The 19,685-nt window shown below is 71.8% G+C and carries 15 protein-coding genes; 11 read left to right on the top strand and 4 right to left on the bottom strand.

The features are described 5' to 3' along the window. Positions 1-10: 10 nt before the first annotated feature. On the bottom strand, positions 11-1,027 hold the full coding sequence (locus tag O7615_RS01925; RefSeq protein ID WP_278175416.1) for a LacI family DNA-binding transcriptional regulator: 1,017 nt from the start codon (positions 1,025-1,027) through the stop codon (positions 11-13). Positions 1,028-1,409: 382 nt separating this feature from the next. On the opposite strand from O7615_RS01925, the gene O7615_RS01920 reads away from it, so the two are divergent. From O7615_RS01920 to O7615_RS01895, 6 genes are all read left to right on the top strand, one after another. Next, positions 1,410-2,687, top strand: a complete 1,278-nt coding sequence (locus O7615_RS01920) for an extracellular solute-binding protein (protein WP_278175415.1) — start codon at positions 1,410-1,412, stop codon at positions 2,685-2,687. 90 nt (positions 2,688-2,777) lie between these two features. Continuing rightward, positions 2,778-3,770 carry a sugar ABC transporter permease gene (locus O7615_RS01915; protein WP_278175413.1) on the top strand — a complete coding sequence of 331 codons (993 nt, stop codon included), beginning with the start codon at positions 2,778-2,780 and terminating at the stop codon, positions 3,768-3,770. Then, complete coding sequence (locus tag O7615_RS01910; protein ID WP_278175412.1) at positions 3,767-4,678, top strand: carbohydrate ABC transporter permease; 912 nt, start codon at positions 3,767-3,769, stop codon at positions 4,676-4,678. Before O7615_RS01915 ends, O7615_RS01910 begins: the two co-directional genes overlap by 4 nt. Beyond that, on the top strand, positions 4,675-7,140 hold the full coding sequence (locus O7615_RS01905) for a glycoside hydrolase family 2 protein (RefSeq protein ID WP_278175411.1): 2,466 nt from the start codon (positions 4,675-4,677) through the stop codon (positions 7,138-7,140). The genes O7615_RS01910 and O7615_RS01905 overlap by 4 nt, the downstream gene beginning before the upstream one ends. Before the next feature lie 153 nt (positions 7,141-7,293). Continuing rightward, entirely contained in the window at positions 7,294-7,698 is a 405-nt protein-coding gene (locus O7615_RS01900) for an AraC family transcriptional regulator (protein WP_278175409.1), read from the top strand. Between the two features lie 35 nt (positions 7,699-7,733). Next, positions 7,734-8,153, top strand: coding sequence for a VOC family protein (locus O7615_RS01895; protein ID WP_278175408.1), 420 nt, complete (start codon positions 7,734-7,736; stop codon positions 8,151-8,153). A 6-nt stretch (positions 8,154-8,159) separates the two neighbouring features. On the opposite strand, the gene O7615_RS01890 is transcribed toward O7615_RS01895, so the two are convergent. Both O7615_RS01890 and O7615_RS01885 read right to left on the bottom strand, forming a co-directional pair. Further along, a complete protein-coding gene (locus tag O7615_RS01890; protein ID WP_278175407.1) occupies positions 8,160-9,404 on the bottom strand; it encodes an endonuclease/exonuclease/phosphatase family protein in 1,245 nt (414 codons plus the stop codon). A gap of 141 nt (positions 9,405-9,545) precedes the next feature. Beyond that, positions 9,546-10,328 carry a hypothetical protein gene (locus O7615_RS01885; protein WP_278175406.1) on the bottom strand — a complete coding sequence of 261 codons (783 nt, stop codon included), beginning with the start codon at positions 10,326-10,328 and terminating at the stop codon, positions 9,546-9,548. Positions 10,329-10,526: 198 nt separating this feature from the next. Here O7615_RS01885 and O7615_RS01880 point away from each other — a divergent pair, with 198 nt between their 5' ends. Together O7615_RS01880 and O7615_RS01875 are read left to right on the top strand one after the other, a co-directional pair. After that, positions 10,527-10,865, top strand: coding sequence for a metalloregulator ArsR/SmtB family transcription factor (locus O7615_RS01880; protein ID WP_278175405.1), 339 nt, complete (start codon positions 10,527-10,529; stop codon positions 10,863-10,865). Positions 10,866-10,906: 41 nt separating this feature from the next. Beyond that, positions 10,907-12,619, top strand: a complete 1,713-nt coding sequence (locus tag O7615_RS01875) for a SulP family inorganic anion transporter (RefSeq protein WP_278181950.1) — start codon at positions 10,907-10,909, stop codon at positions 12,617-12,619. Between the two features lie 4 nt (positions 12,620-12,623). Here the strand turns inward: O7615_RS01875 and ilvD are convergent, their stop codons facing one another. Beyond that, positions 12,624-14,471, bottom strand: a complete 1,848-nt coding sequence (ilvD, locus tag O7615_RS01870; protein ID WP_278175404.1) for a dihydroxy-acid dehydratase — start codon at positions 14,469-14,471, stop codon at positions 12,624-12,626. 110 nt (positions 14,472-14,581) lie between these two features. Here ilvD and O7615_RS01865 point away from each other — a divergent pair, with 110 nt between their 5' ends. The 3 genes from O7615_RS01865 (at position 14,582) to ilvN (ending at position 19,625) form a co-directional block, all read left to right on the top strand. After that, positions 14,582-16,942: a bifunctional diguanylate cyclase/phosphodiesterase gene (locus tag O7615_RS01865; RefSeq protein WP_278175403.1), complete on the top strand. Its 2,361-nt coding sequence runs from the start codon at positions 14,582-14,584 to the stop codon at positions 16,940-16,942. Positions 16,943-17,176: 234 nt separating this feature from the next. Beyond that, a complete protein-coding gene (locus O7615_RS01860; protein ID WP_278175402.1) occupies positions 17,177-19,051 on the top strand; it encodes an acetolactate synthase large subunit in 1,875 nt (624 codons plus the stop codon). Positions 19,052-19,109: 58 nt separating this feature from the next. Next, positions 19,110-19,625 (top strand): acetolactate synthase small subunit, encoded by a 516-nt coding sequence (gene ilvN, locus O7615_RS01855; protein ID WP_137777000.1) that lies wholly within the window; start codon positions 19,110-19,112, stop codon positions 19,623-19,625. Positions 19,626-19,685: the final 60 nt, after the last annotated feature.

Raw genomic sequence — 19,685 nt, 5'->3', positions numbered from 1 at the left:
CTTAACCGTTTCACCTGGGCGCCGGGCCGGTGCTGCCGCGCGGGGTCAGATGGGCCGTCTCGTCCTCCAGCCCGACCGTCGGTGCTCCCTCGATCATCTGCAACAACTGACGCGCGGCGTGCGCGCCGTAGGCCGGGATGTCCCGGCCGAGCGCCGTGAGCGGCGGGTGCACCAGCCGGCACAGCGGCGAGTCGTCCCAGGCCACGATGGACAGGTCGGCGGGGACCGCGAGCCCCATCTCCTGGGCGACCGAGAGCCCGGCGACCGCCATGACGTCGTTGTCGTAGATCACCGCGGTGGGGCGGACGCGGGAGCTGAGCAGCCGCCGGGTGGCCCGGGCGCCCTCCTCCCCGGTGTAGTCGGAGGAGGCGGTGACCGCCTCGGCGAGGCCGAGGCGCCGGCACACCTCGGTGAAGGCGTCGGTGCGGATCGCGGTGTGCAGCAGCTCGGGCAGGCCGCCGACCCGGGCGATCCGCCGGTGGCCCAGGGCGTAGAGGTATTCCACGGTCTCCACCAGCGCCGCCGCGTCGTTCGACCAGACGCTGGGCAGCCCGCCGGTGCCCGCCGGCCCGCCGATCACCACGGCCGGCAGGCCGAGCTCCTCCAGCACCGGCACCCGCCCGTCGTTGGTACGCAGGTCGCAGACCAGCACGCCGTCCACCCGCCGCTCGCCCCACCAGCGCCGGTAGACCGCGATCTCCGCGCTCTGGTCGGCCACCACCTGAAGGGTCAGCGCGTACGACCGGGCGGACAGTTCCGCCTCCACGCCGCTGATCAGCTCCATGAAGAAGGGCTCGATGCCGAGGGTCCGCGCCGGCCGGGCGAGGATCAGCCCGATCGCCCGGGCGGTCGCACCGGAGAGGGCACGGGCGGCGCTGCTCGGGCTGAACCCGATCTCGGCGGCGATGGCGAGGATGCGCTGCCGGGTCGCCTCGGAGACGCCCGGCTGGCCGTTCAGCGCGTACGACACCGCGCCCTTGGAAACCCCCGCCCGCCGGGCGACATCCGCGATGGTGGGCCGCTTCACCGGCGACTTCCTCCTGAACCAGTCCGTCCTGCCGGCACCACGCCGGTGGCGCGGGCGGCGCTGGACACGCTACCCGGCGGCCCGCTCGTGACCCGGCGCGGGTCAGGTGACCGCGAGCGCCGGTCGGGGCGCCGGAACTTGTTCGGTTCAGTCTAGGACGGAACGCCGCACGATCATCGCGTCGCCCGTATCGAGCTGCGTAGGACAGCGGTCTATCAGGCTGTTTCGCGCAGGCGATCGGGGTGCTCAGGTTACGGGTTGGCCACGCCGTTAACCCGTCGTTGACACTGTGGGAGCGCGCCCGTACGGTGGCCTCACTTATCCGGTTCAGTCAACGCATCTCGATCTCGGGAGCGTTCCCAATGGTCTCGGAGGATGGGTCATGAGACGGTCTACGCCTCGTTGGCTGCGGGTCGCAGCCGTGGGTCTGGTGGTCGGATCCCTGGTCGTCGCGTGCAGCGGGCGCAGCACCACAGGTGGCTCCGGTGGTGATGGCGCGGTAACGCTGACAATCAACTTCTGGGGCGACTTCGGCCTGCAGGATCTGAAGGCGAAGTACGAGGCGGAGAACCAGAACGTCAAGATCGCTCTCAACTCGGGCGAGTACAACGCCCAGCACGAGGACCTGCAGAAGAAGCTGATCGCCGGTTCGGGCGCGCCCGACATCGCGGCCATCGACGAGGGGTTCATCGTCCAGTTCCGCAGCCAGGCCGACCAGTTCGTCAACCTGCTCGACAAGGGCGCCGGCAAGTACGAGAGCAACTACCTGCCGTGGAAGTGGAAGCAGTCGCTCTCGGCCGACGGCAACACCCAGATCGGTCTCGGCACCGACGTCGGCGGGCTGGCCATGTGCTACCGCACCGACCTGTTCGCCGCCGCTGACCTGCCCACCGAGCGCGACCAGGTGTCCGCGCTCTGGCCCACCTGGGAGCAGTTCCTCCAGGTCGGCCAGCAGTACACCGCCAAGACGAAGAAGAAGTTCATCGACAACGCCACCAACCTGTTCAACCCGATCCTGGGTCAGCAGCCGGCCGGCTTCTACGACGAGAACGAACAGCTCCAGATGGAGGGTGGCCCCAAGGTCGCCTTCGACTACGCGGTGCAGGCGGCCGACGCCGGCCTCTCGGCGAACCTCACCAGCTTCCAGGCCGACTGGGACAAGGGCTTCACCAGCGGGGCCTTCGCGGTGCTGCCCTGCCCGGCGTGGATGCTCGGGCACATCCAGAACACCGCGCCCGGCACCAAGGGCAAGTGGGACATCGCCGCGGTGCCCGGCGGCGGCGGAAACTGGGGTGGCTCCTTCCTCACCGTCCCCAAGCAGGGCAAGAACGTCGACGAGGCGTACCGGTTCCTGGAGTGGCTGATCCAGCCGGAGCAGCAGATCGAGGTCTTCAAGACGGTCGGCAACCTGCCCTCGCAGCCGGGGCTCTACACCGACGCGGCGATCGCGGACTTCAAGAACGAGTTCTTCAGCGACGCGCCGGTCGGCCAGATCTTCCCGAAGATGGCGGAGGGCCTGACGCCGCAGTACCTGGGCCGGAAGAACGGCCCGACCCGGGTCGCGGTGGAGAACGTGATCAACCGGGTGCAGAACGGCACGCTCGCGCCGGGCGCGGCCTGGGCCGAGGCGATCAAGGAAGCCGAGAAGGCCAGCAAGTAGCGCGATCGGGGGTGGCACGGGCGCGTGGGCGCCCGCGCCACCCCTCGCCACGGTCTCCGTCCCCCTCGCCCCCGCACCTGGAGTGTCCCCATGTCCACCACGCGCGCGGCCCCCGAACCGGCCACCCGCCGCCCCCGGCCAGCTCCCGGCCGGTCGTTGACCTGGCGTGACCGCCTGCACCGCTTCGACGTGCGGTACATGCCGTACCTGTTGATCGCGCCCTTCTTCCTGCTTTTCTTCGTCTTCGGGCTCTTCCCGATGATCTTCAACGGGGTGGTGGCGCTGCGGCACTGGCGCCTCGACGACCCGGAGCTGACCGGCTGGGCCGGCGCCGAGAACTTCCGGCGGCTCTTCACCGACGGCGACTTCGGCAACGCGCTCTACAACACCTTCGGCATCTTCCTGCTCTCCACCGTCCCGCAGCTGCTGCTCGCGCTGATCATCGCGTCGATGCTCAACCGCCGGCTGCGGGCGCAGACCTGGTGGCGGGTCAGCGCCCTGCTGCCCTACATCACCCCGATCACCGCCTCCACGCTGGTCTTCAACGTCTTCTTCTCCCGCGACTTCGGGATGGCGAACTGGGCACTCGGCCTGATCGGCATCGGCACGGAGAACCCGATCGACTGGCGGGCCGACAAGCTGCACTCCTGGATCGCCATCGCCACCATGGTCAACTGGAAGTGGATCGGCTACAACGCGCTGCTCTACCTGGCCGCGATGCAGTCGATCCCGCGCGACGTCTACGAGGCGTCCGCGCTCGACGGGGCCGGCCCCTGGCGCCAGCTCTGGCGGATCACCGTGCCGATGATCCGGCCGGTGGTCATCTTCACGGTGGTGCTCTCCACCATCGGTGGGTTGCAGCTGTTCACCGAGCCGATGCTGTTCGACCTGAACGCACAGACGGCCCGGGGTGGTGCCGGCGGCGAGTGGCAGACCGTCGCGCAGCTGATCTACAAGGTGGGCTGGAAGGACCTCAACCTCGGGTACGCCGCCGCGATGTCCTGGGCGCTGTTCCTCATCATCCTCGTGGTCGCCGCCCTGAACACCCTGTTGACCAACCGCCTGTCGGGGGGACGCAAATGAGCCTTCTGGAACGGCCCCGGGACACGGCGCCCCCGCCCAGCAGCGGGCGTAAGCGCGCCCTCCTGCTGGGCCGCGCCCCGCAGGACACCCCGGCCGGGGTCTGGACCTACCTGCTCCTGTCGGTGACCGCGTTGTTCGCGGCCTTCCCGCTGTACTGGATGTTCGTCATCTCCACCAGCACCGACGAGGCGACCGCCCAGCTGCCACCGGTGGTTATCCCGGGCGACCGGTTCCTGGTGAACCTGGAGGAGGTCTTCTCCCTCCAGGACGTCTACTTCGCCGCCTCCCTGGTGAACAGCGTCATCGTCTCGACGGTGGTGACCGCGTCGGTGCTGTTCTTCTGCTCGCTGGCCGGGTTCGCCTTCGCCAAGCTGCGGTTCAGGGGCAGCAAGCCGTTGCTGCTCTTCGTGATCCTCACGCTGACCGTGCCGAACCAGCTCGGCGTGGTCGCGCTCTACATCGTGATGGGCAAGCTGGGTTGGAACGGCACCCTGCTGGCGGTGATCGTGCCGGGCATGGTCACCGCGTTCGGGGTCTTCTACATGCGACAGTTCATCGTCAACACGGTGCCCGACGAGCTGGTCGAGTCGGCCCGGGTCGACGGCGCCAACACCATGCGGGTCTACTGGAGCATCGCGCTGCCGGCCGTCCGCCCGGCCCTGGCGGTGCTCGGTCTGCTCACCTTCGTGGCCACCTGGAACGACTTCCAGTGGCCCCTGATCACCCTGAGTGGCACCGACTACCCCACCTCGATGGTGGCCATCTCCGACCTGGCCAGCGGCAACTACGTCATCTACCGCCGGGTGCTGGCTGGTGCGTTCGTGGCCACCGTGCCACTGTTGATCATGCTGGTCATCGGCGGCCGGCAGATCGTCCGAGGAATCATGGAAGGCGCGGTGAAGTCTTGAGCGACGCACGGGGGGCCGGTAGCCACCGGCAGGCGCTGCACGACGGCTGGACCCTGCGGGCGGTGCCCGGCCCTCAGGTCCCGGCCGAGATCGACGGCCGGGCGATCCCGGCCACCGTGCCGGGCTGCGTGCACACGGACCTGCTCGCGGCCGGGCTGATCCCCGACCCCTACCGGGACGACAACGAGACCGCCCTGGCGTGGATCGGGCGCACCGACTGGGTCTACGAGACCACCTTCGACCGACCCGGCGGCGACCACCAGCGCGTCGAACTGGTCTGCGCCGGGCTGGACACGGTGGCCACGGTCACCGTCAACGGCGTCGAGGTCGGCCGCACCGAGAACATGCACCGCGGCTACCGCTTCGACGTCACGTCGCTGTCCCGGGCCGAGGGCAACACCCTGGCCGTACGCTTCGACTCCGCATACCGCTACGCCGAGGCGCACCGCGACCGGCTCGGCGACCGGCCCAACGCCTACCCGGAGCCGTTCCAGTTCATCCGCAAGATGGCCTGCAACTTCGGCTGGGACTGGGGGCCGACGCTGGTCACCGCCGGCATCTGGCAGGAGATCGGCCTGCACGGCTGGTCGGTCGCCCGGCTCGGCACCGTCCGTCCCCTGGTCACCGTGACCGACGGCGCCGGTCGGGTGGAACTGCCCGTCGAGGTGGACCGGGTCGCGGACGTGCCGCTCACCCTGCGGGCGGAGGTGGCGGGGCAGACCGCCGAGGTGACCATCCCGGCGGGGGAGCGTACGGCGGTGCTGACCCTCGTCGTCGACCGGCCGGAACTCTGGTGGCCCCGGGGGTACGGCGGGCAGCACCGCTACGAGCTGACGGTGACCCTGCACGGCCCCGGCGGCGACCCCCTCGACGAATGGCGCCGGCGGATCGGCTTCCGGTCGGTGCGGCTGGACACCACCCCCGACGCGCACGGTGCCTCCTTTGCCCTGCACGTCAACGAGGTGCCGGTCTTCGTCCGGGGGGTCAACTGGATCCCCGACGACGCCTTCCCCCCCCGCGTCACCCGGGAACGCCTGGCGCACCGCTTCGACCAGGCCGAGGGGGCGAACATCAACCTGCTGCGGGTCTGGGGCGGTGGCCGGTACGAGTCGGAGGACTTCTACGACCTGGCCGACGAGCGCGGACTGCTGGTGCAGCAGGACTTCCTCTTCGCCTGCGCCGCGTACCCGGAGGAGGCGCCGTTCGCCGCCGAGGTGACCGCCGAGGCGACGGAGCAGGTGACCCGGCTGGCCGGCCACCCGTCGCTGCTGCTCTGGACAGGCAACAACGAGAACATCTGGGGCTGGCACGACTGGGACTGGCAGCAGCCGCTGGCCGGGCGCAGTTGGGGCCGCGGCTACTACCTGAAGATGCTGCCCCGGATCGTCGCCGAGTTGGACCCGACCCGCCCGTACTGGCCGGGCAGCCCGTACTCGGGCAGCGAGGAGATCCACCCCAACGACCCGGCGTACGGCACCACGCACATCTGGGACGTCTGGAACACCGACGACTACACCCGGTACCGCGATTACGTGCCCCGGTTCGTCGCCGAGTTCGGCTACCAGGCGCCACCGGCGTACGCGACGCTGCGTCGCGCCCTCTCCGACGAGCCGCTCGCGCCCGACTCGCCCGGCATGGCGCACCACCAGAAGGCCGCCGACGGCGACCTGAAGCTACGCCGAGGGCTGGACGCGCACCTGCCCGAGCCGCGCGACTTCGACGACTGGCACTACCTCACCCAGCTCAACCAGGCCCGGGCCATCCAACTCGGGGTGGAGCACTTCCGGTCGCACCGGGGCGTGTGCATGGGCACCATCGTCTGGCAGCTCAACGACTGCTGGCCGGTCACCTCCTGGGCCGCCGTCGACGGCGACGGTCGCCGCAAGCCGCTGTGGTACGCGCTGCGCCGGTCGTACGCGGATCGGCTGCTCACCGTCGCGCCCCGCGACGGCGGGCTGGCCCTGGTGGCGGTCAACGACAGCGGGCAGCCGTGGCGGGCGTCCGCGACGGTCACCCGGCTGACCGTGGCCGGGGATCCCCGGGCGAAGACCACGCTGGAGCTGGAGGTGCCCGCGTACGCCACGGTGACGGCGCCGCTGCCGGCGGAGCTGGCGCGGCCCGACGATCCCCGGGCCGAGTTGCTGGTCGCCGAGGCGGGTGACCCGGCCGGGCGGGCATGGTGGTTCTTCGCCGAGGACCGCGACGTGCGGTGGCCGGCGGCGGCGCTGGACGCGGTGGTCGAGCCGGTCGAGGGCGGTCAGCGGGTCCGGGTGACCGCCCGCACGATCCTGCGCGACCTGACCCTGTTCCCGGACCGGCTCGATCCCTCCGCCCAGGTCGACGAGGCGCTGGTGACCCTGCTCCCCGGCGAGTCGGCGACCTTCACCGTGCACGCCGACACCCCGCTCGACCCCGCAGCCCTCACCACCCACCCCGTGCTCCGCTGCGTCAACGACATCTGACCCGCGAGCCCTGCTCGGCTTCTTTGGGTGCATCTGTGGTCGCCATCGCGACAACAGATGCACCCAAACCCCCGGTGCTTCCCAAGGCGTGATCCAGGCGGTGCTGGACGGGGGTGGCCTGGCGTGGCACCGTGTCGCGGTGAGGAGGGCCGGGTGAGCAGGGCGGTCGAGCAGACGAACCGGGCGATGCTGCGCGCTCGGGACGCGATGGACCGGGCGTACGCGGAGCCCCTCGACATCCGCACGCTGGCGAAGATCGCGCACGTCTCCGAGGCGCACTTCATCCGGACCTTCCGGGCGACCTTCGGTGAGACCCCGCACCGATACCTGCAGCGGCGCCGGGTGGAGCGGGCGATGGACCTGCTACTGCACACCGAGCAGGACGTCACGGAGGTCTGCTACGCGGTCGGGTTCGCCAGCCTCGGCACGTTCAGCCGCACCTTCCGGCAGATCGTCGGGGAGTCGCCCACCGACTACCGTAAGCGGCGCCCGCCGCCCGCCGCGCCGGTGCCGAGCTGCTTCACCAAGGCCTGGACCAGGCCAAGCAGTTTTGGATAAGCAGCAGGTCAGGGCGTTCTACTAGCGTTCCGGGCATGACGATGAACGCGATCAGCCGCTCCCAGATCTACGTCCTCGACCAGGACGAGGCGCTCGACTTCTACCTCGGCAAGCTCGGCCTGGAGCTGAACACGGACCAGGATCTCGGCTTCATGCGCTGGCTCACGGTCAACATTCCCGGTGACCGCCAGCGCGAGATCCTGCTGGAAAAGCCCGGCCCGCCCAACCTCGACCCGGCCACCGCCGAGCAGGTCCGCGAGCTGCTCACCAAGGGCGCCGCGGGTGGCTTCCTCTTCATGACCACCGACGACGCCCACAAGACGTACGAGGAACTGGTCGCCAAGGGCGTCGACATCACCGACGAGCCGACGGAACGGCCGTACGGGATCGACTTCGGCATCCGCGACCCGTTCGGCAACCGGATCCGGATCGGGCAGATGTTCGACCAGGGCTGAGACGTCTCAGCGGCGTAGGTCGAGCCAGACCAGCCGGTGGTCGGAGGTCGGGAAGCCGCCCGGCAGCGCGGGGTCGTAGTCGCCGACCAGCCGGAACAGCGGGTCGCCCGGCACCGGCCAGAAGATCCCGGCCGTGCGGACCGGCAAACCCCGGCTGGGCAGCACGTAGTCCACCCGGAGGTTGCCCGGGTCGGTGTCGGCGAAGTCGGCGGTGTCGAAGCGGGGAGCGCCACGGTGGTCGAGGTTCGCGCCACCCTGCCGCCGCGCCGCGGCGACACCGCCGGGGCTGGCCGGCACGGTCCGGTCGTTCACCCGGGGGTGGTGGAGCACCTGCTGCGCCGCGCCGGGCACGCTGTCGCCGTCGTACGGGTCGGCGTTGAGGTCCCCGGCGATCACGAAGGCCGCGCCGGGTCGCAGCCCGCCGCGCCGCCCGGTGTCGTCGTAGATGTAGCCGGCGCGGCCGGGGGAGACGTAGTCGGCCCAGAAGCGGATCTCGTCGTGGTTGCGGCGGCCGTTGCGGTCCTCCGGGCCGTCGAAGACCGGTGGCGTGGGGTGGCTGGCGAGCAGGTGCACCGTGCGGCCGGGCAGCCGGATCGGCAGGTCCCAGTGGCTCTTGGAGGACAGTCGCAGGTCGGCCAGTTCCGCCGGGGAGTACCAGTCGGCCGGCTCGGGGGTGGCCGGGTCGTCGGGCAGCAGCGCCCCGGGCATGTCCCGCCACCGGAACAACTGGAACGTACGGACCTTGGCCAGGTCGATCGGGTATGCGGAGTAGACGGCCATGCCGTACTGGCCGGGGAAGAGGCCGAAGCCGAACGCGTCGTCGGGCCCGCCGACGGTGCCGTCGTTGTTGAGATCGTGGCCGGAGGGGACGCCGGTGTTCGACGGGGCGGCGTAGCGGTACGGGTAGCGGATCGCCCGGGTGCCGTTACGCGGCACCGAGAGGTAGTTGTCCTGGAACAGCGCGAGCGCCCGGCCGCCCGGGTCGTGGTCGAACTCGTTGATCAACAGCACGTCGGGGCGTACCCGCTGGATCACCTCGGCGACGTTGGCGGCCTGGGCGTTGTCCCGGCGGGACAGGTCGGCGACCAGGCCACCGGCGGTGTCCCGGTTCAGTGAGGCGTTGAAGGTCGCCACCCGCAGCGGGCCGGATCGCTGGCCACCGGCGCCGGCCGGAGCCGCCACCGCGACCGTCGCCGTCGCGGCGAGCAGCACCGCCGTGAACCCGGCGCAGACCGTCCGCTTCGCACCCATCGACACCCTCCCGATTCACGATCAACGATCGCCACGCTACCGGGACCGGCATGACGGCCGGGTGAACCGTGGTCGACAGGTTGCCACCGCCGGCCGGTGCGCTGCACCCGTGGCCGGACCCGCACGCCGGCTGACCCCGGCTCACCAGACGACGACGTCGAAGGTGATCGTCTCGCTGGGGGCGTACCGCTTCACCGTGATCCAGGCCCACCGCCGCTCGCTGGTGTGGATGCAGAACGACTGGCCGACGCGGATCTGTTCTGAGTTCACACCCCGTTGCCGGGTGACCGCGTTCTGACACCTGGCCTGCTCCGGTGCGCCATCGATGACCACCACGTCGCCGAAGGTGAAGAGCCGGCCGCTGCCCAACGACAGGTCCGTGCCCCCGTAGATGCCGTTGAGTTCGACGTTCCAGTTCTCCGCCTCCGAGTCGAGATCGAGGGCGTAGCGGTACGAGAGGGTGACGTCCTTCTCGCTGCGGGTCGGCTCGCTCGACACCTCGGCAGGTGGCGGCACCGGCGGCGTGGGGGACGGGCTCGGCGGCGGGCCGGTGGTCGCCGGGGGCGTGGCCGAGGGGGTCTCCGTGGGCAGGTCGTTTCCGACGCGGGCCTGCTCTCCCGTCGGGTCGGCGTTGGCGGCCGACTCGGTCGGGCGACCGACGATGCGGTCCGTCGCGGCGCCGGTCACCGCCGCGATGGCGACCAGCAGGACGACCACCGCCGTGGCGAGGACGGCGCGGCGCTGCAGCCAGAGCCAGGCCAGCGCCCAGCACGCGGCGGCCAGGCCGATCACGCCGACCGCGACCACCGCCCAGGCGCCAGCGCTGGTCAGCCACTGCATGACGCCGGCGATCGCGCCCACCACGCCGGCGATGGTCGAGATGAGCAGGACCCGCCGGTCCGAGGGCGGGCTCTGCTGGTTCATCCGGCCCGTCCCGGCGTCCGGCCGGCGCCCACGAGATCAGGAGTCATCCGCCTATTCGATGGGGTGACCCACCCGCCGTGCCACCGAGTGTAGGAATCCCGACATCCAACCGGCGCGGGCGAAACCCGCTCGGATTGAAGAATTCTGCAAATGCTAAACTCTTCATCGTTGCGGTCGGTGTGGGGGAGGGAGCGCGGCATGTCCGTGCCGCTGTACCAGGCGAAGGCGGAGCTGTTCCGCACGCTCGGCCATCCCGTCCGGATCCGCGTGCTGGAGCTGCTCCAGGACGGGCCCAAACCGGTGCGCGACCTGCTGGCCGCCATCGACGTCGAGGCGTCCAACCTCTCCCAGCAACTCGCGGTGCTGCGCCGGGCCGGCATGGTCACCTCCTACCGCGACGGCGCCCTGGTGATGTACGCGCTCAGCACCCCCGACGTCGCGGACCTGCTCGCCGCCGGCCGGCGCATCCTCGGCGCGGTGCTCACCGACCGGGACGCCCTGCTCGACGAGCTGCGCGCCGGCGGACCGGAGCGGTGACGGCCACCCAGACCAGGTCCGCCGGCGCCCCCGGGCCGACCCTGGCCGCCGCCTGGCGCCGCGTCCGCGACCTGCTGCCGGGCCGCGCCGACTGGCAGGCGGTACGCCGCTCACCCCGGCGGGACCTGGTCGCCGGGCTCACCGTGGCCATCGTCGCCCTGCCGCTGGCGCTCGCCTTCGGCGTCACCTCCGGCCTCGGCGCGGAGGCCGGGCTGATCACCGCCGTGATCGCGGGCGCGGTGGCCGCGGTCTTCGGCGGATCGAACCTTCAGGTCTCCGGCCCGACCGGCGCGATGACCGTGGTGCTGGTGCCGGTCGTGGCGCAGTTCGGCCCGACCGGCGTGCTGATGGTCGGCGTGCTGGCCGGGCTGATCCTGATCGCCCTGGCCCTCGCCCGACTCGGCCGCTACGTGCGCTACCTTCCGGTGCCGGTGATCGAGGGCTTCACCGCCGGCATCGCCGTGGTGATCGCCCTGCAACAGGTGCCAGCGGCGCTCGGCGTCACCGACGCGCGCGGCGACCGGGTCTGGGCGGTGGCCGCCGACGCGGTCGTACGCTTCGTCGAACAGCCCCGGCCGGCCGCCATCGCGGTGGCCCTCGGTGTCGCGACGGTGATGCTGGTCGGCGCCCGGTGGCGCCCGGGAGTGCCGTTCTCGCTGTTCGCGGTGGCCGCCGCCACCGCGCTGGCGGCACTTCTGCCGGTCGACCTGATCCGGATCGGCGCGCTGCCGCAGGGGCTGCCCGCGCCGTCGCTGGACTTCCTCGACCTCGGCGCGGTCGGTGTCCTGCTGCCCGCCGCGCTCGCCGTGGCGGCGCTGGCCGCGCTGGAGAGCCTGCTCTCGGCCACCGTCGCCGACGGGATGACCGTCGGTCAGCGCCACGACCCGGATCGGGAACTGTTCGGCCAGGGCCTGGCCAACGTGGCGTCCCCGCTGTTCGGCGGCATCCCGGCCACCGCGGCCATCGCGCGTACCGCCGTCAACGTCCGGGCCGGCGCGGCGTCCAAGCTGGCCGCGTTGACCCACGCGGTGGCCCTCGCCGGGATCGTCCTGGTCGCCGCGCCGCTGGTCGGTCGCATCCCGCTGGCCGCCCTGGCCGGCGTGCTGCTGGCCACCACCGTGCGCATGGTCGAGGCCGCCTCGCTCTGGGCGCTGGCCCGCGCCACCCGGGGCGACGCGCTGGTGCTCGTGCTCACCTTCGCCGTCACCGTCATCTGGGACCTGGTCACCGCCGTGGCCGTCGGCGTCGGCGTGGCCATCGTCGTGGCGCTGCGCGCCGTCGCCCGCACCGCCCGGCTCGAACAGGTCCCCCTCGACTCCGGCGAACACACCGCCGAGGAACAAGCCCTGCTCGCCGAGCACATCGTGGCCTACCGGCTCGACGGGCCGCTCTTCTTCGCCGCCGCGCACAACTTCCTGCTCCGGCTCTCCGACGTCGCCGACGTCCGGGCGGTCATCCTGCGGATGTCCCGGGTCTCCACCATCGACGCGACCGGTGCCCAGGTGCTCGGCGACGCGATCCGGCGGCTCCAGGGACGCGGCATCACCGTGCTGCTCTCCGGCATCGTCCCCGGCCACGACGAGGTGCTCGACGCCCTCGGCGTGGCCGACCAGCTGCGCCGCGACGGCCTGGTCTTCGCGGACACCCCGTCCGCCATCGCGCACGCCCGAAGCCTCGTGGTCGACGAGAACGCCCCCCGGGTCTTGGCGCGGAACAGCCCGCCCGGGGGCGGTTCCGCACCAGGACCCAGCTGAACGTCTACTCGGGCACGCGGCGGTAGGCGCCGTCGCTGGCCGAGGTGGCCATCGAGGCGTACGCGCGCAGCGCCGCGGAGACCGGGCGCTGGCGGTCGAGCGGGGTGTAGGGGCGGTCCCGCTTCTCCTGGGCGACCCGGCGGGCGTCCAGCACGTCGGCCGGCACGTGCAACTCGATCGAGCGCGCCGGGATGTCGATGGCGATCTCGTCGCCCGGCTCGACCAGCGCGATCAGCCCACCGGAGGCGGCCTCGGGGGAGACGTGCCCGATGGACAGCCCCGAGGTGCCACCGGAGAACCGCCCGTCGGTGAGCAGCGCGCAGGCCCGACCCAGCCCGCGGCCCTTGAGGAACGAGGTGGGATAGAGCATCTCCTGCATGCCGGGGCCGCCCTTCGGTCCCTCGTAGCGGATCACGACCACGTCCCCGGCGACGATCTCCTTGGCCAGGATGGCGGTCACCGCGTCGTCCTGCGACTCGTAGACCTTCGCCGGGCCGCGGAAGGTCAGGCACTCCTCGGGCACCCCGGCGGTCTTCACCACGCAGCCGTCCGGCGCCAGGTTGCCGCGCAGGATCGCCAGCCCGCCGTCGGCGGTGTACGCGTGCTCGCGGTCGCGCACGCAGCCGGCGGCGGCGTCGGTGTCCAGCGATGACCAGCGGTTGCTGGTGGAGAACGGCTCGGTGGTGCGCACCCCGCCCGGTGCGGCGTGGAACAGCTCGATCGCCTCGGGGACGGCGCCGCCGCCGCGCACGTCCCAGTCGGCCAGCCAGCGCTGCAGCGAGGGGGAGTGCACCGCGTGCACGTCGCGGTGCAGCAGGCCGGCGCGATCCAGTTCGCCGAGGATGGCCGGGATGCCGCCGGCCCGGTGCACGTCCTCCATGTGGTACTGCGGCGAGTTCGGGGCGACCTTGGCCAGGCACGGCACCCGGCGGGAGATCTCGTCGATGTCGGCGACGGTGAAGTCCAGCTCGGCCTCGCGGGCGGCGGCCAGCAGGTGCAGGATCGTGTTCGTCGACCCGCCCATCGCCACGTCCAGCGCCACGGCGTTCTCGAACGCGGCCCGGGAGGCCACCACCCGGGGCAGCACCGAGGCGTCGTCGTCGTCGTACCACCGCTTGGCGATCTCCACGGCGGTGCGGCCGGCCTCGACGAAGAGCGACCGGCGCGCGGCGTGGGTGGCCAGCGTCGAGCCGTTGCCCGGCAGCGCCAGCCCGATCGCCTCGGTGAGGCAGTTCATCGAGTTCGCGGTGAACATGCCGGAGCAGGAACCGCAGGTCGGGCAGGCGGAGCGCTCGATGGCACCGAGCTGGTCGTCGGTGACGGCCTCGTTCGAGGAGGCGATCATCGCGTCGATCAGGTCGATCTTGGAGTGGACGACTCCCTCGATCGCCACCGTCTTGCCGGCCTCCATGGGGCCGCCGGAGACGAACACGGTCGGGATGTTCAGCCGCAGCGCGGCCAGCAGCATGCCCGGAGTGATCTTGTCGCAGTTGGAGATGCAGACCAGGGCGTCCGCGCAGTGCGCGTTGACCATGTATTCCACCGCGTCGGCGATCAGCTCCCGGCTGGGCAGGGAGTAGAGCATGCCGCCGTGGCCCATGGCGATGCCGTCGTCGACCGCGATCGTGTTGAACTCCCGGCCCACCCCGCCGGCCTCGGCCACCGCGTCGGCGACTAGGCCGCCGAGGTCCTTGAGGTGTACGTGGCCCGGCACGAACTGGGTGAAACTGTTCGCGATGGCGACGATCGGCTTGCCGAAATCGTCGTCGGTCATCCCGGTGGCCCGCCAGAGGGCCCGGGCGCCGGCCATCGTCCGACCGTGCGTGGAGGTCTTCGACCGCAGCTCAGGCATGCCTACCAGTCTGGCACCGCCGGGCCGGCAGCGGACGGGCGCACGCACCGTATCCCAACAGATGCACACCCGACCCCCACGGCTGGCACCGATCCGGCAGAGTTGAGGGTGTGCACACACCCCCGGCCATGATCGGCGTTGCGGTGCTGAGTGCGCTGATCGCGCTCGCGGCCGGCGTGCTGCTGGCGGCCGCCGTCCGGCGCCGGGCCACCCCCCACCGCCAGGCGTACGCGGTGCTCGCCGCCGGTGGCGCGGTGGCGCTGGTGACCATGCTGGTCGGGTTGGCCGTCGTGCTGGCCACGAACGCGCACTGGGCCCAGGAGCAGCAGCAGCGCACTGGCTGGGCGACCCTGGTGGCGCTCGGCACGGCCGTCGGCGGCCTGCTCTTCTGCGGCGGCCTGCTCCGCCTGCCCGGGGTGACCGGTTCGGCGCCCTCGGCCGCCCGGCTCGCCCTGGACGGCGTGATCGTGGGCGCCGCGCTGTGGTTCGTCGGCTGGGTGCTGCTCTCCGAGCCGACCCGGCTGCTCGGCGACGCGACGCCGAGCGCCTGCCCGTCGATCCTGCTCGCCTCGGTCAGCGCGGCGTTGAGCGTCGGCCTCGCCGTCATCATGGTCCTTCGTGCTCCCGCACCCCGGCGCGGCCTCGCCCTGCTGGGCACCGGGATCACCGCCTCGTCCGTCGGTGGGCTGGGCGTCGCGGCCGGGCTCTGCCAGGCCGGGCCGGTCCTGGCACTGACCGGTGCGGCGGTGCTCGCCGTGGGGCTGCTGGTCGCCGCGGTGGCGGCCTACCGGATCGACCCGCCGGGCCAGCTCGCCATCGACGTGATCCGCCGCGACGGGGAGTACGCTTTCGTGCCGATGGTGGCGATCGCCGCCTCGGCGATGTATCACCTCCTTCAGGACGGCCGGTTCGACGCGCTGGGCATCGTCGCCGGCAGCGTCGAGGGGTTCGCCCTGGTGGCCCGGCAGTACCTCACCCTGCACGACGTCCGGGCCTACGCCCGGCGGCTCGCCGACCGGGAGGCGCACTTCCGGCAGCTCGCGCACACCGACGCGCTCACCGGCCTGGACAACCGGCGCGGGCTGCTGCAGGCGCTGCACCGCGGCGCCGAGGCCCGGGTGCCCTGTGTCCTGCTCGGCCTGGACCTGGACGGCTTCAAGAACGTCAACGACATGCGTGGGCACGACGTCGGTGACGCGGTGCTGGCCGAGGTTGGCCGGCGGCTGCGCGGCAACCTGCGCCCCGGCGACCTCGCGGCCCGGCTCGGCGGTGACGAGTTCGCGGTGCTCATGCACGGCGGCCCGGCCGAGGCGGGGGTCGTCGCCGAGCGGCTGCTGAGGGTGCTCGGCGCCGCCTACGAGCAGGCCGAGGGGCCGGTCTTCCTCTCGGTCAGCATCGGGTTGGCGGCCTGGGCCGACGAGCCCGACGTCGAGCTGTTGCTGCGGCACGCGGATCTCGCGCTGCGCTACGCCAAGCAGCGCGGCAAGAACCGGATCGAGCGCTACGACGGCGCGTACGACCGGTTGCTGCGCCGGCGCACCACGCTGGAGCACGAGCTGCGTGGCGCGATCGAGCGTGACGAGCTGCGGTTGGTCTTCCAGCCGGTGGCCTCGCTGCCCTCGGTACGCCCGGTCGGCGCGGAGGCGCTGCTGCGCTGGCGCCATCCCGAGCTGGGCAACGTCCGCCCGGACGAGTTCATCCCGCTCGCGGAGGAGAACGGGATGATCGCCAAGCTCGGCGCCTGGGTGCTGCACCAGGCCTGCTACCAGCTGTCCCGTTGGCTGGCCGAGGGGCACGACGTCTGGGTGTCGGTCAACGTCTCCCCGCGCGAGCTGCACGCCCCCGAGTACGTGGTACAGGTCGCCGAGGCGCTGCGCGCGCACCACGTCCCGCCGCAGCGGCTGGTGCTGGAGGTCACCGAGCACGCGGTCGCCACCGACCTCGACGAGCTGATCCGGCGGCTGACCGCGCTGCGGCTGACCGGGGTGCGGATCGCGCTGGACGATTTCGGTGCCGGCTACTCCTCGCTGGGTCAGCTCCGGCGGCTCCCGATCGACATCCTCAAGATCGACCATGGTCTGGTGGCGGAGCACGAGCCCGTCCGGCCGGTCGGGCGCGACGGCCCGGCCTTCGCCCCGATGGTCGACATCGTCATGCGGCTGGGCCACCAGTTCGGCCTGGAGGTCATCGCCGAGGGGGTCACCACGCCGGCGGAGCTGGCCGCGGTGGTGGCCGCCGGTTGCCGGTTCGGCCAGGGCGCGTTGTTCGGGTGGGGCGTACCGGCGGAGCATCTGGAGGCGATGCTGGACGCGGCGACGTCACCGGGCGCGCGCCCGGCCCGTCCCGTGCCCCCGGGCGACCCGCTTCCGCGTCCCGTCGGGCCGCCCGGCCCGCGGCGGGGCGATGGCGCCTCCGAGCAGGTCACGGCGGATGCGACGGGCGCGTCGGGGAGTGACTCGCCGACTCCGTGAACCAAAATGTGGGATCAGTTGACTCATCGCGTGAGATGCGTCAGGCTTGGGCCCATGTCGTCGTACCGGTCGCTGCGAGTACTTACCTGAGCGCACTCTCCTGACTGAGAGTGCGCTGGCCCCGTGCATCTGGCACGCGGGCTTTTTTCTTGCCGTCGAACCCATCGGACGTTGGCGCCGCCCGCGTTCCACAGTGTGAGCAGCCCCACCCACTCCAGCCGAAGGCCAACCGCCATGACGAGACCCACGCCCGAGACCCTCGCCCACTCCGCCCGGCGGGCCCGCACCGCCGCAGAGGCCCCGGGCACCGTCGACCACGACCGCGCCGTCGCCACACCGGCAGCCCCGGCGGTACGCCCCGCCCCGGCCCCGGTCTCTGGCGCCGGCTCGCTGGTGCGCTCCCTGGAGGCGCTCGGCGTCGACGTCGTCTTCGGCATTCCGGGCGGCGCGATCCTGCCGGCGTACGACCCGCTCTACGACTCGACCGTCCGGCACATCCTGGTCCGGCACGAGCAGGGCGCCGGCCACGCCGCCACCGGCTACGCCCAGGCCACCGGCCGGGTCGGGGTGTGCATCGCCACCTCCGGCCCGGGCGCGACGAACCTGGTCACCCCGATCGCCGACGCGTACATGGACTCGGTGCCGCTGGTGGCGATCACCGGCCAGGTGGCCCGCCCGGCGATCGGCACCGACGCCTTCCAGGAGGCGGACATCCAGGGCATCACGCTGCCGATCACCAAGCACAACTTCCTGGTGCAGGAGGCGAGCGAGATCCCGCGGGTGCTGGCCGAGGCGTTCCACCTGGCCTCGACGGGCCGGCCCGGCCCGGTCCTGGTGGACATCCCCAAGGACGTCCTCCAGGCGTCGACGACCTTCGCCTGGCCGCCCACCCTGGACCTGCCCGGCTACCGGCCCACCCTGCACCCGCACGGCAAGCAGATCCGGGAGGCGGCGCGGCTGATGAGCACCGCGCGCCGGCCGGTGCTCTACGTCGGTGGCGGGGTGCTCAAGGCCGGCGCCACCGAGGGCCTGCGCCGGCTGGCCGAGCTGACCGGCATCCCGGTGGTCACCACGCTGATGGCGCTCGGCGCCTTCCCCGACTCGCACCGGCAGCACCTGGGCATGCCCGGCATGCACGGCACCGTCGCCGCGGTCTACGGGCTGCAGAAGGCCGACCTGATCGTGGCGCTCGGCGCCCGGTTCGACGACCGGGTCACCGGCAAGCTGGACTCCTTCGCCCCGGACGCGACGGTGGTGCACGCCGACATCGACCCCGCCGAGATCGGCAAGAACCGGCACGCGGACGTGCCGATCGTCGGCGACGCCCGGCACGTCATCGACGAACTGCTCGCGGCGGTCACCGCCGAGCGGGCGGCGGGGCGCACCACCGACCTCGCCGACTGGTGGACGCAGCTGGATGACCTGCGCGAACGCTACCCGCTGGGCTACGAGGAGCCGTCCGACGGCACCCTCTCCCCGCAGTACGTGATCAAGCGGCTGGGCGAGATCGCCGGGCCGGACGCGATCTATGTCGCCGGTGTCGGCCAGCACCAGATGTGGGCCTCCCAGTTCATCTCGTACGAGAAGCCGCAGACCTGGCTCAACTCCGGCGGCCTCGGCACGATGGGCTACGCGGTGCCGGCGGCGATGGGCGCCAAGGTGGGCCGGCCGGACACCGTGGTCTGGGCCGTCGACGGCGACGGCTGCTTCCAGATGACCAATCAGGAGCTGGCCACCTGCGCGCTGGAGGGCATCCCGGTCAAGATTGCCGTGATCAACAACGGCAACCTCGGCATGGTCCGCCAGTGGCAGACGCTCTTCTACGACGAGCGCTACTCCAACACCGACCTCGGCACCCACAAGCACCGCATCCCGGACTTCGTCAAGCTCGCCGAGGCGCTCGGCTGCGTCGGGCTGCGCTGCGAGAACGCCGAGGACGTGGACCGGACCATCGAGGCGGCGATGTCCATCAACGACGCGCCGGTGGTCGTCGACTTCGTGGTCGGCAAGGACGCCATGGTCTGGCCGATGGTCGCCGCCGGCACCAGCAACGACGAGATCATGTTCGCCCGGGGCGTTCGCCCGGTCTTCGACGAGGATGACATCTAGTCATGGCCGATCGCACCGAGCGAAGCGAGGGCCGTGCGGACATGAGGAAGGCGGCTCTGTGACTATGCATACGCTGTCCGTGTTGGTGGAGAACAAGCCGGGCGTGCTGGCCCGGGTCTCGGGGCTGTTCTCCCGGCGCGGGTTCAACATCGACAGTCTCGCCGTCGGCGAGACGGAGAACCCGGACGTCTCGCGCATCACCATCGTGGTCAACGCGGAGTCCTCCCCGCTGGAGCAGGTCACCAAGCAGCTCAACAAGCTGGTGAACGTGCTCAAGATCGTGGAGCTGGATCCGTCGACCTCGGTGGCCCGCGAGTTGCTGCTGGTGAAGGTGCGGGCGGACCGCAACGCCCGGGCCCAGGTCCTGGAGACCGTCAACCTGTTCCGCGCCCGGGTGGTCGACGTGGCTGCCGACACGCTCACCATCGAGGCGACCGGCACCCCCGACAAGCTCGACGCGCTCCTGCGTGACCTTGAGCCCTTCGGCATCAAGGAGATGGTCCAGTCGGGCCTGGTGGCGATCGGGCGCGGCTCCCGCGCCATCACCGCCGGTCCGGCCCTGCGGGCCGCCTGATCCGAACTGTCCACCGGCCCCTACCGGGCCGCCCGATCACTGAGCCACCACGGGCCGCTG

Origin of the sequence: Micromonospora sp. WMMD1082, from assembly GCF_029626175.1 — a bacterium.
GTDB lineage: Bacteria > Actinomycetota > Actinomycetes > Mycobacteriales > Micromonosporaceae > Micromonospora.
The sequence above is the reverse complement of the archived record's forward strand: the minus strand, read 5'-3'. Positions and strand labels throughout refer to the sequence as shown.

What these genes read in the sequence shown, in the direction of transcription:
- O7615_RS01920 (WP_278175415.1), top strand. Translation starts at nt 1,410, where the DNA reads ATGAGACGGTCTACGCCTCGTTGGCTGCGGGTCGCAGCCGTGGGTCTG.
- O7615_RS01910 (WP_278175412.1), top strand. Translation starts at nt 3,767, where the DNA reads ATGAGCCTTCTGGAACGGCCCCGGGACACGGCGCCCCCGCCCAGCAGC.
- O7615_RS01860 (WP_278175402.1), top strand. Translation starts at nt 17,177, where the DNA reads ATGACGAGACCCACGCCCGAGACCCTCGCCCACTCCGCCCGGCGGGCC.
- O7615_RS01885 (WP_278175406.1), bottom strand. Translation starts at nt 10,328, where the DNA reads ATGAACCAGCAGAGCCCGCCCTCGGACCGGCGGGTCCTGCTCATCTCG.
- O7615_RS01890 (WP_278175407.1), bottom strand. Translation starts at nt 9,404, where the DNA reads ATGGGTGCGAAGCGGACGGTCTGCGCCGGGTTCACGGCGGTGCTGCTC.
- O7615_RS01880 (WP_278175405.1), top strand. Translation starts at nt 10,527, where the DNA reads ATGTCCGTGCCGCTGTACCAGGCGAAGGCGGAGCTGTTCCGCACGCTC.
- O7615_RS01895 (WP_278175408.1), top strand. Translation starts at nt 7,734, where the DNA reads ATGACGATGAACGCGATCAGCCGCTCCCAGATCTACGTCCTCGACCAG.
- O7615_RS01915 (WP_278175413.1), top strand. Translation starts at nt 2,778, where the DNA reads ATGTCCACCACGCGCGCGGCCCCCGAACCGGCCACCCGCCGCCCCCGG.
- ilvD (WP_278175404.1), bottom strand. Translation starts at nt 14,471, where the DNA reads ATGCCTGAGCTGCGGTCGAAGACCTCCACGCACGGTCGGACGATGGCC.